The following is a 13,539-nucleotide window of genomic DNA, read 5'->3' on the forward strand; positions in this document are numbered from 1 at the left end:
TCCTCTAGCTTTCGATCTTGGAGAAGTCGGCCACCCGGCCGGTCAGGGCCGTTAAACGCGCCAGCAGGCCCAGACGGTTGCGGCGCAGCATGGCATCCGGGTCATTGACCACAACCTTGTCAAAGAAAGCGTCAACAGGATGGCGCAGGCGCGACAACGCCGTCATGGCGCCGGCGAAATCCTCCGCGGCCAGGGCGGCGGCCACGGCAGGCTCGGCGGCATCCAGCGCCGCGGCCAGCGCCCGCTCCTCGTCCAGCGCCAGCAGGGCGGCGTCGGTGCCGGGCGCGTGCGGGCCGTCCTTTTTGTCCTCGATGCGCAGAATGTTGGCGGCGCGGCGATGCGCGGCCAGCAGGTTGGCGCCGTCCTCGCCTTCCAGGAACAGCCGCAGCGCCTCGGTCCGCGCCAGCAGCCGCACCAGGTCGGCGTCGCCTCCGGCCCCCAGCGTCGCGGCCAGCACGTCGTGCCGCTGCCCTTCCGCGCGCAGCTGCACCCGCAGCCGCTCGGCCAGAAAGCCCACCAGCCCGGCGGCGAAGGCGGCGACCATCGGCGGGTGCATCGACTTCGGATCGGGCTGGAAGCCGGCCTTCATGCTTTCGGCCGCCACCGCCATGCCGAATTCCGGCTCGGCGGTGCTGCCGACGGCCTGCGGGTAGCCGAAGAAGGCCTCGGCCAGCAGGTCGGCCAGGTCCAGGCGCAGTCCGTTCTCGCGCAGGATGCGGATCACGCCCAGCGCCGCGCGGCGCAGCGCATAGGGGTCGCCCGAGCCGGTCGGCCGCTCGTCGGCGGCGAAGAAGCCGGCGAGCTGGTCCAGCTTGTCGGCCAGCGCGACGGTGATCGCCACCGGCTCGGTCGGCACCGAGTCGCCGGGGCCCATCGGGCGGTAATGCGCGGCGATCGCCTCGGCCACGCGCGGGTCCTCGCCGCCATGCAGCGCGTAGTAGCGGCCGATGACGCCCTGCAGCTCCGGGAACTCGCCCACCAGCCCTGTGGCGAGGTCGGCCTTGCTCAGCTTGGCGGCGCGCACGGCCAGCGCCGGGTCGGCGCCGAGCTTCGGCGCCAGAAAGCGCGCCAGCTTTTCCAGCCGCGCCACGCGCTGCCCCTGGGTGCCGAGCTTGGCGTGGAACACCACGGCGGCGAGCTTCGGCAGGAAGCTGTCCAGCGGCTGCTTGCGGTCCAGGTCCCAGAAGAAGCGGGCATCCGACAGCCGCGCCCGCAGCACCCGCTCGTTGCCGGCGACGATGGCGCGGCCGCCGTCCGTGGCATCGATGTTCGCCGCCAGGGCGAAAAAGGGCGCGGCGGAGCCATCCGGCCTGCGGAGGGCGAAATAGCGCTGGTTGACGCGCATGGTGGTGCGCATCAGCTCCGGCGGCAGGTCCATGAAGGCGTCGTCGATGCGGCCCAGCAGCGGCACCGGCCATTCCACCAGCCCGGCCACCTCGGCCAGCAGCCCCTCGTCCGGCACCACCTCGGCGCCCTGGGCGGCGGCCAGGGCCGCGATGCCGTCCCGCACCTTCGCGGCGCGCTCCGCCGGGTCCGCCACCACGTGGCGGGCGGCGAGCTGCGCGGCGTAGCCGGCGAAGTCGCGCACGGCAAAGGCGCCGGGGGCCATCAGCCGGTGGCCTTCCGTCTCGTCGCCGGAGCGCAGCCCGTGCCCGTCGTCCTCGCCCTGCGCCAGGGCAAAGGGCACCACCGCGCCGCCGAAGACGCAGAGAATGCGCTTCAGCGGCCGCACCCAGGTGAAGCCGCTGCTGCCGCCCCAGCGCATGGACTTGGGCCAGGGAAAGCGGCGCAGCAGCGCGGGGATGATCTCGGACAGCAGCTCCGGCGTCGGCCGGCCGGGGCGGTTGATCACGGCGTAAAGATAGGCGGTGCCCTTTACCTCGCGCGTTTCAAGCTGCTCGCGCGTCAGGCCGGTCGAGCGCAGAAAGCCCTCCAGCGCCGGGCCGGTGGCGTCGGCGCGCGGGCCGCGCCGCTCCTCGGCCACCGGCGCGGTGGCCGCCGGCAGCTCCGCCACCAGGGCGATGCGGCGCGGGCCGTATTGCGTGCGCAGGCCGCCGGCGGCCAGACCCGCGCCCTTCAGCGCATCCCCCAGCAGCCGCGACAGGTCGTCCGCCGCGCGCGCCTGCATGCGGGCGGGGATTTCCTCGGAAAAGAGTTCGAGCAGCAGTTCGGGCATCGGGGGCGCGCCTAGAAGGTCAGGGTCAGGACAGGGAGGGACAGCGCGCTCAGGCGCCGGCCACCCAGCACTCGCAGCAGGACTTGGCCAGCGCGCGGACACGGCCGATGTAGCTGGCGCGCTCCGTCACGCTGATGGCGCCGCGCGCGTCCAGCAGGTTGAACAGGTGGCTGGCCTTGATGCACTGGTCATAGGCCGGCAGCGCCAGCTTCCGCTCCACCAGGGCCGCGCATTCCGCCTCGGCGTCCTGGAAGTGGCCGAACAGCTTCTCGATATTCGCGTGCTCGAAGTTGAAGGCGGAATACTCGCGCTCGGCGCGCAGGAAGACGTCGCCGTACGTCACGCCGGCGCCGTTGAAATCCAGCTCGTAGACGTTCTCGATGTTCTGCACGTACATCGCCAGCCGTTCCAGGCCGTAGGTCATCTCAAAGGACGGGTGCACCACGGGGATGCCGCCGACCTGCTGGAAATAGGTGAACTGCCCCACCTCCATGCCGTCGCACCACACTTCCCAGCCCAGCCCCCAGGCGCCGAGCGTCGGGCTTTCCCAGTCGTCCTCGACGAAGCGGAAGTCGTGCAGCAAGGGGTCCAGGCCGATGGCGCGGTAGCTTTCCAGCAGCAGCTCCTGCGCCCGCTCGGGGCTGGGCTTCATGATCACCTGGTACTGGTAGTAATGCTGCAGGCGGTTGGGGTTCTCGCCGTAGCGGCCGTCCGACGGGCGGCGGGACGGCTGCACGTAGGCCGCCTTCCAGGGCGTCTCGCCCAGCGCCCGCAGCGTGGTGGCCGGATGAAAGGTGCCGGCGCCCATCTCCATGTCATAGGGCTGCAGGATCACGCAGCCCTGCTGCGCCCAGAAGCGGTGCAGCGTCAGGATGATGTCCTGGAAGGACAGCGGCTTCTGGGTGGTGGCGGGCTGGGTCATCGGTGGCCTTCGGGCACTCTCGGGGGGCGGCCGCGTCGGTCTTGCGGCCGGGCCGTGCGGCGCAGCATAAGCGTCGCCCCCCCGACCGGCAAGGAAGCCGCCCGATGCCCGACCGTGTTGCCGCCGCCGAGGCCCTGATCCGGCAGTACTACGCCGCCTTCAACGCCGGCGACGTGGAAGCGATGCTGGCGCTGCTGTGCAGCGACGTGGCGCACCACATCAACCAGGGCGGGCAGGAGGACGGCGTGCCCGCCTTCCGCGCCTTCATGGCCCGCATGAACCGGCACTACCGGGAGGAGCTGCGCGACATCGTGGTGATGACCGGCGCCGGCGGCACCCGGGCCGCCGCCGAGTTCACCGTGCACGGCACCTACCTGGCCACCGACGAGGGCCTGCCCGCAGCCACGGGCCAGCGCTACGTGCTGCCCGCCGGCGCGTTCTTCGCCATCCGCGACGGCCGCATCGCCCGCGTCAGCAACACGTACAACCTGGCGGACTGGATCGCCCAGGTCGGCGGCTGAGCGGCAGGCCGCCGGACGCCCTTGGCGGCACCGGCAAAAGCCTTCATCTTCCGGTAAATTTTTTGCGGCAGGCTTGCTGCCGGTGCGGGGAGGATGGAGTGCTGCGGCGTTGCACGGCCTGGCTCCAGCGGGAGATGGAAGACGACGGCCTGCTGCGCGGCGGCGGCGTGCTGTCCTTCGCCCTGCGCCTGACCGCCCGCAACCTCGTGATCGCCAACCTGGCCGGCGCGCTGATCCAGGTGGCGCTGAACATGCTGGGCTGGCTGCCCTACCCGCTGCGCCAGTCGCTGGCCGTGGCGCTGTTCATCACCACGGTGGTGACCTTTCTGGTGTCCATGGCGATCCTGCTGGTGGTCGGCCGCGCCATCCGCGCCCTGGCGCAAAGCCGTGACAGCTTCGAGCGGCTGAGCGCCACCGACCCGTTGTCGGAGCTGCAGAACCGCCGCGCCTTCATGAACAGCTTTCACGCGCCGCGCCCGGGCGGGCTGCTGGTGCTGCTCGACATCGACCGCTTCAAGCAGGTCAACGACAGCTACGGCCACCCGGCGGGGGACGAGGTGATCCGCGGCATCGCCGCTGCCCTGGCCGAACACTTCGCTGGGCCCGGCATCGCCCTCGCCCGCCTGGGCGGCGAGGAATTCGCGGTGCTGCTGCCGCAGGGCGAGGCCGGGCGGCTGCCGCTGCTGCAACGGGTGGAACAGGCCCGGCGCGCGGTGGCGGCGCTGCGCTTCGCCACCGTGCCGGTTTCCGTCACCATCAGCGCCGGCGTGGCCGAGGCCCCGGCCACCGGCCACGCGCTGGAAGCCTTCGCCGCCGCGGACCGGGCGCTCTACGCCGCCAAACGCGGCGGCCGCGACCGGGTGGTCGCGGCCTGGGAACAGCCGGCGGCGGACCCCGGCCGCGCCGCCGCCTGAAGGGCCGTCAGATCGCCCATTCGCCGCGGCGCATCACCGGCGTGGCATGGCCCGCCGCGTCCAGCCCGTCCACGTCCACCTGGTCCGAGCCGATCATCCAGTCCACGTGGATCAGTGAGGAATTGCCGCCGGCCTGCGCGAACTGCTCGTCCGTCAGCGTCTTGGCGTTCAGGAAGCACTTCTTGTAGGCCTGGCCGAGGGCGATGTGGCTGGCCGCGTTCTCGTCGAACAGCGTGTTGAAGAACAGCAGCCCGCTTTGCGCGATGGGCGAGGAATGCGGCACCAGCGCCACCTCCCCCAGCCGGCGCGCGCCCTCGTCGGTGCCGATCATGGTTTGCAGCACCGCCTCGCCGCTGCTGGCATGGGCTTCCACCACCTTGCCACCCTCGAACCGCACCCGGATGTCGCGGATCAGCGTGCCGCCATGCGCCAGCGGCTTGGTGGCGGAGACGGTGCCCTCCGTCATCGCCGCGTGCGGCGTGGTGAAGACCTCCTCCGTCGGGATGTTGGGGTTGGACTGGATGCCGTTGCGGGCGGTGGAGATGCCGCCCATCCAGGCGTGGCCATCCGCCAGCCCGACCTTGAGGTCGGTGCCCGGGCCGGAAAAGCGCAGCGCGCGGAAGTTGTGGCCGGTCAGGGTTTCGCGCTTGCGCAGCAGCGTGGCGTTGTGTTCGGCCCAGGCGGCTTCCGGGTCCGGGCGGTCGGCGCGCGTGGCGGCGAACAGCGCTTCCCACAGCCTGGCCACCGCCACCTCCTCCGCCACGTCGGGGAAGACGGTGCGCGCCCAGGCGGCGTTGGCGAAAGGCACCAGCGTCCAGTTGATGGCGGAGGCCGTGATCAGCTCCAGCGCCGGGCGATAGGCCTTGCTGCGCGCCCGGTTGGCGCGCGAGATCTTCGCCGGGTCCACGCCCGCCAGCAGGTTGGGGTCGTCGCCCACGATCGCCAGCCGCGCGGCGCCTCCGCGATAAGCCGCCGCCATGCCCTCGAACAGCCAGGACGGCGCGTGGTCGAAGCTCTCGTCGCGGGCATACTTGTAGCGCGCCAGCGCCGACTGGTCGTCCGACAGGATGGTGGTGACCAACGAGGCGCCGGCCTTGTAGGCGGCTTCCGTGATGCGCCGCGCCAGCGGCAGCGCGTCCACGCCCGCGGTCATCACCAGCTCCTGCCCCTCGGCCAGGTTCAGGCCGACGCGGACGGCGACCTCGGCGAGCTTGTCCAGGCGGGCGTCGGCGGTGGAAATCTGCGTGTCCATGGGGGGGAACTCCTGTCGTGGTGCTGCCGGGGATTGCGGCGCCGGGGCGGGGGGCTGTCAAGTCGCGCCGCTACTTGCCGCCCCCCGCCAGCCCGGTGACGATCCCCACCGTGCCGGCCACGATCACGGCGTTGAAGGCAAAGGCGATCAGCTGGTGCAAGAGCGCCACGCGGCGGATCTTCACCGAATGCGTCACCATGTCGGTCACGCCGTTGGTCGCGCCCACGCTGAAGGCCAAATACAGGAACTCGGAAAACGGCGGGTCGTCCGAGCCGCCGGGAAAGTGGATGCCGCCGCCGCTGAGCCAGTATTCCCGCGCGTAGTCCTGCGCGAACAGCAGGTGCACATAGGTCCAGGACAGCGCCACCGTGGCGACGCCCAGCGCCGTGTAGCCCGGCGTCTGGTCCGCCAGGTCCAGCCCCACCGCCACCAGCGCGGCGCCGGCGGCCAGCAGCGACAGCAGCAAGGCCGCCACCCGCCCCTCGTCCAGCGCCTTGGCATGGGCCCGCATGCGCGCGGCATCCGCCGGCCACATGCGCAGCATCAGCAGCGTGGCATGCACCAGTACGGCGGCGCACCAGCCGAACATGGCGCTGTGCAGCCAGCTGTCGCCCAGCGCGCGCGCCAGCCCGGTGACGACCAGCCCGGCCGCCAGACCCGCCAGCGTCAATGGCCGGTAGCGCAAAGGCAGCCAGGGCATCAGGCGGCCAGCGCGCGGGAAAACACGGCCGGGTCCACGTTGCCGCCGCTCAGCACCACGCCCACCGTGCGGCCGCGTGCCGGCAGCTTGCCCGCCAGCACGGCGGCCAGCGCCACCGCGCCGCCCGGCTCCACCACCACCTTCAGGCACTCGAAGGCCAGCCGCATGGCGCGGAATACCTCCTCCGGCGTCACCACGGCGGCGCCTTTCAGGCGGGGCTGGTTGACCGCGAAGGTCAGCGCGCCCGGGCGCATGGACAACAGCGCATCGCACAGCAGCGCGCCGTGGCCGTCGTTGCCGATGCGCTCGCCGGCCGCCAGGGAGCGCGCGGTGTCGTCCCAGCCTTCCGGCTCCACCGCCCAGACCTCCGTGCCGGGCGAGGCCCCCTCGATCGCCAGCGCGCAGCCGGCCACCAGCCCGCCGCCGCCGGTGCAGACCGACAGCGCGTCCAGCGCCAGCCCGGCCGCCCGCGCATCCTCCACCAGCTCCAGCGCCAGCGTGCCCTGCCCGGCGATGACGTCCGGATGGTCGAAGGGCGGCAGCACCACGCCGCCGCGCTCGGCCGCCAGCCGGCCGGCCAGTGCCTCACGGTCCGTGGTGGCGCGGTCGAAGAAGGTGATCTCGGCACCCCAGCGGCGCGTGCTGTCCACCTTGATGGCGGGCGCGTCCTGCGGCATCGCGATCAGCGCCCGCACGCCCTCGGCCGCCGTGGCACAGGCGATGGCCTGGCCGTGGTTGCCGGAGGAATGCGTCACCACCCCCGCCGCGCGTTGCGCCGCATCCAGCTTCAGCACCGCGTTGGTGGCGCCGCGCAGCTTGAAGGAGCCGGTGCGCTGCAGGCATTCCGGCTTGATCAGCACGGTGCCGCCGGCGATCTCGTCGATCAGCGGGTGGCGCAGCATGGGGGTGCGCACCACCCGCCCGGCGAGGCGGGCGGCGGCGAGACGGACGTCGTCATGGGTGGGCAGGTCGGTCATGCGAGGCATGTTGCGGGGTGGACCGGGGCGCGGCAAGCGGGGGCGAGGTGAAAGCCCGGCAAGGTCGGGGGCCGGCATTCCTGCGAGCCCCCATCGTTGACTTCGGTGTCCGGCCCGGGTGGCGGGCGGCGTGCGCCAGGGGCCACGGACAACCTGCGACCGGCGCCGCCTTCTGCGGTTGCCGCGGATCGAAAAAGCGCCCGTGCGCGGGGAGATTTCCCTGGCCCGGCCTGCCGGTTCCACCCCCGCGCACAGAACCGTTGCCAGCCGCGCATCCGCCTGCGTAACCTCCTGGCCAGCGACGGTGGGCCCCAAGGCCCGGAGCGGCATGACCGCCCGCGCGGAGGAGGAGTGACGGACATGGAAGGCAACGGGATCACCCGGCGTTCGGTGCTGCGCGCCGGTGCCGCGGGAATGGCCGCCAGTGCGCTGCCGCTGGTCAAAGTGCATGGGCAGACATCGGGCGGAAAGCTGGCGCTGGGGCTGTGGGACCACTGGGTGCCCGCGGGCAACGATGCCATGCGCCGCATCGTCATGGACTGGGGCCAGAAGAACCGGGTCGACATCCAGCTCGATTTCATCACCAGCGTCGGCAACAAGAACCTGCTGACCATCGCCGCCGAATCCCAGGCCAAGCAGGGGCACGACGTGCTGTCGTTCCCCACCTGGGAGATCCACGCCCAGTCCGAGCTGCTGGAGCCGATGGACGACGTGATGGGCCGGCTGGCGCAGAAATACGGCGCGCTGAACCCCATCGTGGAATACCTGGCCAAGGTGGAAGGCAAGTGGCGCGCGGTGCCGGCCGTGTCCGGCAGCCAGAACAAGCCCTCGCTCGGCCGCATCGACCTGTTGAAGCAGCATGGCGGCATCGACGTGCAGGCCATGTACCCGGCCAACGACACCGCCGGCAGCGCGGCCGACGCCTGGACCTGGGACACCTTTCTGAAGGCGGCGGAAGGCTGCCACAAGGCCGGCGTCCCCTTTGGCCTGCCGCTGGGCAACTTCCCCGATGCCAACGACTGGGTGGGCAGCCTGTTCCGGTCCTTCGGCGCCGAGCTGGTGAACGCGAAGGGCGAGATCACCGCGAAGTCGGATGGCGTGCGCGCCGTGCTGGCCTATGCCCAGAAGCTGTGCCAGTTCCTGCCGAACGACGTGTTTTCCTGGGACGATGCCTCCAACAATCGCGCGCTGATCTCGGGCAAGTCGGCGCTGATCTTTAACCCGCCCTCCGCCTGGGCGGTGGCCAAGCGCGACGCGCCGCAGGTGGCCGAGCAGTGCTGGAGCTTTCCGGCGCCGGCCGGCGTGGCGGGGCGCTTCACGCCCTACCTGCCGTATTTCTGGGGTGCCTGGAGCTTCAGCCGCAACAAGGGCGCGGCCAAGGCGCTGGTGGAATACCTGAGCGAGCGCGAGCAGGCGCAGGCCATGGTCACCGCCAGCAACGGCTATGACATCCCGCCCTTCGCCTCCATGACCGACTTCGATGCCTGGGCCAAGGAAGGCCCGCCCACCGGCGTGGTCTACAACTACCCCGTCCGGCCGCACCACAAGGCGGAGCAGTTCATCGCCGACTACCCGGCGCCGCCGGCGGTGGCGGTGCAGATGTACAACCAGGGCATCCAGGCCAAGATGATCGCCCGCGTGGTGCAGAACAAGGAGCCGGTGGACCGCGCGATCGCCTGGGTGACGCGGGAGCTGGAAGGCTTCCAGCGCGGCTGAGCTTCCGCCGCCGGCGGTGGCGCGCGTCGCCACCGCCGGCCTCGCACTGTCGCAGCGGAGAACACGCATGTCGGACGCCGTCCTCCTCGCGCCGCCCCGCCCCAACGCCTTGCGGCGCATGGCGCGGCGCAACTCCACCACCGCCTTCCTGCTGACCCTGCCGCTGATCCTGCTGATCCTTGGACTCGTGGTTTATCCCTTCTGCTACGCCGTCTACCTGTCCACGTTGAACAAGCGGCAGACGCGCTTCATCGGCTGGGACAACTTTTCCTTCCTGCTGGGGCGGGAAACCTTCTGGGACGTGGTGTTCCAGTCCGTGCTCTTCGCCGTCACGGCGGTGCTGCTGAAGGCGGCGATCGGCTTCATCCTGGCGCATGTGCTGCACGCGCTGCCGGCCAAGGGGCAGCGCAAGTGGCGCGGCATGCTCTTGGTGCCCTGGGTGATTCCGCCCGCCATCTCGACACTCGCCTGGTGGTGGCTGTTCGACCCGTCCTACTCCGCCTTCAACTGGGCGCTGATGGGCTTCGGCGTGGACCCGGTGCCCTGGCTCGGCGCCACCGGCTGGGCGCGGTTCTCGGTGATCCTGGTCAACGTCTGGTACGGCTCGCCCTTCTTCATGATCATGTACCTGGCGGCTTTGAAGTCGGTGCCGGACCAGCTCTACGAGGCCTCGGCCATCGACGGCGCCTCTGGCTGGCAGAAGCTGCGTTTCGTGACCTTTCCGATGATGCGCAATATCATCTCCATCACCGTGCTGTTCAGCCTGATCGTCACCTTCGCCAATTTCGACATCGTGCGCATCCTGACCAATGGCGGGCCGCAGGACAGCACGCATGTCTTCGCCACCTACGCCTTCCAGGTGGGCATCCAGTCGGGCGACATCCCGCTCGGCGCCTCGGTCAGCCTGTTCATGTTCCCGCTGCTGGCCGTCTTCGCGATCTTCACGCTGCGCGGCGTCAACAAGCGGACCAAGGAGATGGCATGATGAGCACCACCGCTGCCCCGGCCACCCCCTTCACCCCCGCCGAGCGCAAGCACGGCAGCATCGCCTCCGAGCGCCGCTGGGCGATGATCGGCGCCTATGTCGCGCTGGCCGTCTTCGTGCTGTTCTTCATGATCCCGCCCTTCCACATGCTGGTCACCAGCCTGAAAAGCAGCGCCGAGATCGCCGACCTGTCCGGCAACCCCTGGCTGGTCAGGCACCCCACCCTGCAGAACTACTGGGAACTGCTGACGCAGGGGAACTACCTGATCCACTTCCGCAACTCGATCATCGTCACGGGCTGCACGGTGGTGATCAGCATGGTCATCTCCACCATGGCGGCCTTCGCGCTGTCGCGCATGAAGTTCTGGGGCAGCGCCACGCTGGCCACCGGCGTCTTCCTCACCTACTTGGTGCCGGAAACGCTGCTGTTCATCCCGATGTTCCAGATCGTCGGCAGCCTTGGCCTGTACAACAACCTTTGGGCCATGGTGCTGATCTTCCCGACGCTGACGGTGCCTTTCTGCACCTGGATCATGATCGGCTACTTCGCCTCCATCCCCAAGGAACTGGACGAGGCGGCGCTGATCGACGGCGCCGGGCACATCCAGATGCTGCTCAAGATCTTCATTCCCGTGGCGCTGCCGGGCATCCTGGCGGCGATGATCTTCGCCTTCACCGTGTCCTGGGCCGCCTTCATCTACCCCATCGCCTTTCTGGTGTCCTCGGACCAGATGGTGCTGACGGTGGGCATCGTTTCCGACCTGATCCGGGCGGATACCTTTCAGTGGGGCAAGATCATGGCGGGCGCGCTGATGGCGGCTTTGCCGCCGCTGCTCGTCTATGCTTTCCTGATGGACTATTACATCGCCGGTCTGACCGCTGGCGCAACGAAGGGCTGAGGCCGCGCAGGCGGCCCGCAACAAGAACAACAGGGGAAGATCAGGAATGGCGCAGGTAACGCTCCGCAAGGTCGTCAAGGCCTATGAAGGCGGCACGCAGGTCGTGAAGGGCATCGACCTCGATGTCGCGGACCATGAGTTCGTGGTGCTCGTCGGCCCGTCCGGCTGCGGCAAGTCCACCACCCTGCGCATGATCGCGGGGCTGGAGGAGATCACGGACGGCGAGATCGCCATCGGCGGCCGCGTGGTCAACGACGTGCCGCCGCGCGACCGCGACATCGCCATGGTGTTCCAGAACTACGCGCTCTACCCGCACATGACGGTCGCGGAGAACATGGCCTTCGGCCTGATGCTGCGGAAGTTCCCCAAGGACGAGATCAAGAAGCGCGTAGACAACGCGGCGCGCATCCTGGACATCACCCCCCTGCTGGCGCGCAAGCCCAAGGCTCTGTCCGGCGGCCAGCGGCAGCGCGTCGCCATGGGCCGCGCCATCGTGCGCGACCCCAAGGTCTTTCTGTTCGACGAGCCGCTGTCCAACCTCGACGCCAAGCTGCGCGTGCAGATGCGCACCGAGATCAAGAAGGTACAGCAGGCCGTCCACACCACCACCATCTACGTGACCCACGACCAAGTGGAGGCCATGACCCTGGCCGACCGCGTGGTGGTGATGAACGGCGGCATCATCGAGCAGGTGGGCCCGCCGCAGGAGCTGTACCACAACCCCAAGACGCGCTTCGTGGCCGGCTTCATCGGCTCCCCGGCCATGAACTTCATTCCCGGCCGGCTGGAAAACGGTTCCGGCGCGCTGCGCGTCCACCTGCCCGGCGACATCGTGCTGCCGGTGCCGGAATCCCGCACCGCCCGCTACGCCGCGCTGGCCGGGCGGGAGGTGGTCTTCGGCATCCGCCCCGAGCACCTCACGGAAGAAAAGAACCTCGACCGCCCCAACTTCGTGCGCTTTCCCGCGACGCCGGAAGTGACGGAGCCGATGGGCATGGAAACCCTGGTGCATTTCAAGATCCAGGGCGCTGAGATCTGCGGCCGCGTGGACCCCAACGCGCCGGCGCATCCCGGCCAGCCGCTGGCCATGGCCGCCGACCTCAACAACATGCACATCCTCGACCCGCAATCCGGGCGCGTGCTGTGAGCGGCGGGCTCGCCTGGGTCACCGGTGCCGGCTCCGGCATCGGCCGCGCGGTGGCCGTGGCGCTCGCCGGCGCCGGCTGGCGGCTGGCGCTGACCGGGCGGCGGGAGGAAGCGCTGCGCGAAACGGCCGCCATGCTCGGCGGCGCGGCCGCGCTGGTCCTGCCCGCCGACCTGACGGACGCCGCGGCGGTGGAAGCCGCCGTGGCCAGGCTGCCGGAATCCCCCGCCCTGCTGGTCAACAACGCCGGCGCCAACACGCCGCGCCGGCACTGGCACCAGCTCTCGGCCGCCGATGCGCGCGGGTTGGTGGACGCCAACCTTACGGCGCCCTTTCTCACCAGCCTGGCCGTGTTGCCGGGCATGCGGGCGCGCGGCGGGGGCCTGATCGTGCAGATCGCCTCGGTCGCCGGCAAGGGCGCCTCGGCGGTGTCCGGCCCCGCCTACATCGCCGCCAAGTCGGGCTTCGTGGCACTGTCCGCCTCCTTGAACGCCGAGAACGGCATCCACGGCATCCGCTCCACCTGCATCTGCCCTGGCGAGGTCGCGACACCCATCCTGGACCTGCGCCCGCAGCCCCCCACGGCCGAGGACCGCGCGCGCATGCTGCAGCCGGAGGACGTGGCCGCCGCCGTGCTCTTCGTCGCCAACCTGCCCGCGCATGTCTGCCTGAACGAGATCGTCATCACCCCCACCTTCAACCGCGACCAGGCGCCGGCGGCGCAGGCGGTGTCGAAGCTGCCCTGAGGTGGAGGAGGACGCGCTGCGCGCGCTGCACACCGGCCGCGCCTATCACGGCTGGCCGCATGTGCAAGCCCTGCTGGCCTTGTGGCACCGCCACCGCGCGGCGCTGCGCGACCCGGAAGCCGTGCGCCTCGCGATCCTCTACCACGATGCCGTCTACGATCCGCGGCGCGACGACAACGAGGCGGCCAGCGCCGCGCTGCTGCGTGCCTCGGAAGCCGGCCGCGTGCCCCCTGCCCGCCTGGATGCGGCCGAGGCCCTGGTGCTGGCCACCGCCCGCCACATGGCGCCGGACAGCCTGCCCGAAGCCGTGGCGGCCGATGCCCGCTATTTTCTGGACATGGACCTCGCCATCTTGGGCGCATCGCCCGAGGCCTTCGCCGCCTACGACGCCGCCATCCGCACGGAATACGCGCATGTGCCGGAAGCGGATTACCGCGCCGGCCGCGCCGGCGTGCTCCGGCGCCTGCTGGCGCGAAACCCGCTCTACCTCACCGAAGCCTTCCGCGCGACGCATGACGCCGCCGCGCGCCGCAACCTCTCCGCCGCGCTCGCCCGCCTCGGCTAGCGCGCCAACCGGAACCTGACCC

The 13,539-nt window shown here is 70.6% G+C and carries 13 protein-coding genes; 8 read left to right on the forward strand and 5 right to left on the reverse strand.

The window, feature by feature from the left end; genetic code table 11:
- Window positions 1-4: 4 nt before the first annotated feature.
- On the reverse strand, window positions 5-2,176 hold the full coding sequence (gene glyS / locus IAI59_RS17070) for a glycine--tRNA ligase subunit beta (RefSeq protein WP_207414913.1): 2,172 nt from the start codon (window positions 2,174-2,176) through the stop codon (window positions 5-7).
- 49 nt (window positions 2,177-2,225) lie between these two features.
- Complete coding sequence (locus IAI59_RS17075; protein ID WP_207414912.1) at window positions 2,226-3,098, reverse strand: glycine--tRNA ligase subunit alpha; 873 nt, start codon at window positions 3,096-3,098, stop codon at window positions 2,226-2,228.
- A gap of 104 nt (window positions 3,099-3,202) precedes the next feature.
- Between IAI59_RS17075 and IAI59_RS17080 the strand changes: the two genes are divergently transcribed.
- Together IAI59_RS17080 and IAI59_RS17085 are read left to right on the forward strand one after the other, a co-directional pair.
- Window positions 3,203-3,619: a ketosteroid isomerase-related protein gene (locus IAI59_RS17080; RefSeq protein ID WP_207414911.1), complete on the forward strand. Its 417-nt coding sequence runs from the start codon at window positions 3,203-3,205 to the stop codon at window positions 3,617-3,619.
- Window positions 3,620-3,753: 134 nt separating this feature from the next.
- A complete protein-coding gene (locus IAI59_RS17085; RefSeq protein WP_207414910.1) occupies window positions 3,754-4,533 on the forward strand; it encodes a GGDEF domain-containing protein in 780 nt (259 codons plus the stop codon).
- 7 nt (window positions 4,534-4,540) lie between these two features.
- Here the strand turns inward: IAI59_RS17085 and IAI59_RS17090 are convergent, their stop codons facing one another.
- The 3 genes from IAI59_RS17090 to IAI59_RS17100 form a co-directional block, all read right to left on the reverse strand.
- Entirely contained in the window at window positions 4,541-5,785 is a 1,245-nt protein-coding gene (locus IAI59_RS17090) for an aminopeptidase (protein ID WP_207414909.1), read from the reverse strand.
- Between the two features lie 70 nt (window positions 5,786-5,855).
- Complete coding sequence (locus tag IAI59_RS17095) at window positions 5,856-6,485, reverse strand: DUF1345 domain-containing protein (RefSeq protein ID WP_207414908.1); 630 nt, start codon at window positions 6,483-6,485, stop codon at window positions 5,856-5,858.
- Window positions 6,485-7,462: a threonine ammonia-lyase gene (locus tag IAI59_RS17100; RefSeq protein ID WP_207414907.1), complete on the reverse strand. Its 978-nt coding sequence runs from the start codon at window positions 7,460-7,462 to the stop codon at window positions 6,485-6,487. Before IAI59_RS17100 ends, IAI59_RS17095 begins: the two co-directional genes overlap by 1 nt.
- 360 nt (window positions 7,463-7,822) lie before the next feature.
- On the opposite strand from IAI59_RS17100, the gene IAI59_RS17105 reads away from it, so the two are divergent.
- The 6 genes from IAI59_RS17105 (at window position 7,823) to IAI59_RS17130 (ending at window position 13,517) form a co-directional block, all read left to right on the forward strand.
- Window positions 7,823-9,178 (forward strand): ABC transporter substrate-binding protein, encoded by a 1,356-nt coding sequence (locus IAI59_RS17105; protein WP_207414906.1) that lies wholly within the window; start codon window positions 7,823-7,825, stop codon window positions 9,176-9,178.
- Between the two features lie 67 nt (window positions 9,179-9,245).
- A complete protein-coding gene (locus IAI59_RS17110; protein WP_207414905.1) occupies window positions 9,246-10,163 on the forward strand; it encodes a carbohydrate ABC transporter permease in 918 nt (305 codons plus the stop codon).
- Window positions 10,160-11,062 carry a carbohydrate ABC transporter permease gene (locus IAI59_RS17115; protein ID WP_207414904.1) on the forward strand — a complete coding sequence of 301 codons (903 nt, stop codon included), beginning with the start codon at window positions 10,160-10,162 and terminating at the stop codon, window positions 11,060-11,062. Before IAI59_RS17110 ends, IAI59_RS17115 begins: the two co-directional genes overlap by 4 nt.
- Before the next feature lie 46 nt (window positions 11,063-11,108).
- A complete protein-coding gene (locus IAI59_RS17120) occupies window positions 11,109-12,209 on the forward strand; it encodes an ABC transporter ATP-binding protein (protein WP_207414903.1) in 1,101 nt (366 codons plus the stop codon).
- Window positions 12,206-12,952 carry an SDR family oxidoreductase gene (locus IAI59_RS17125; RefSeq protein WP_237181154.1) on the forward strand — a complete coding sequence of 249 codons (747 nt, stop codon included), beginning with the start codon at window positions 12,206-12,208 and terminating at the stop codon, window positions 12,950-12,952. The genes IAI59_RS17120 and IAI59_RS17125 overlap by 4 nt, the downstream gene beginning before the upstream one ends.
- 1 nt (window position 12,953) lies before the next feature.
- A complete protein-coding gene (locus IAI59_RS17130; protein WP_207414902.1) occupies window positions 12,954-13,517 on the forward strand; it encodes an HD domain-containing protein in 564 nt (187 codons plus the stop codon).
- Window positions 13,518-13,539 lie beyond the last annotated feature (22 nt).

The sequence above is a fragment of the Roseomonas haemaphysalidis genome (assembly GCF_017355405.1).
Taxonomy (GTDB): domain Bacteria; phylum Pseudomonadota; class Alphaproteobacteria; order Acetobacterales; family Acetobacteraceae; genus Pseudoroseomonas; species Pseudoroseomonas haemaphysalidis.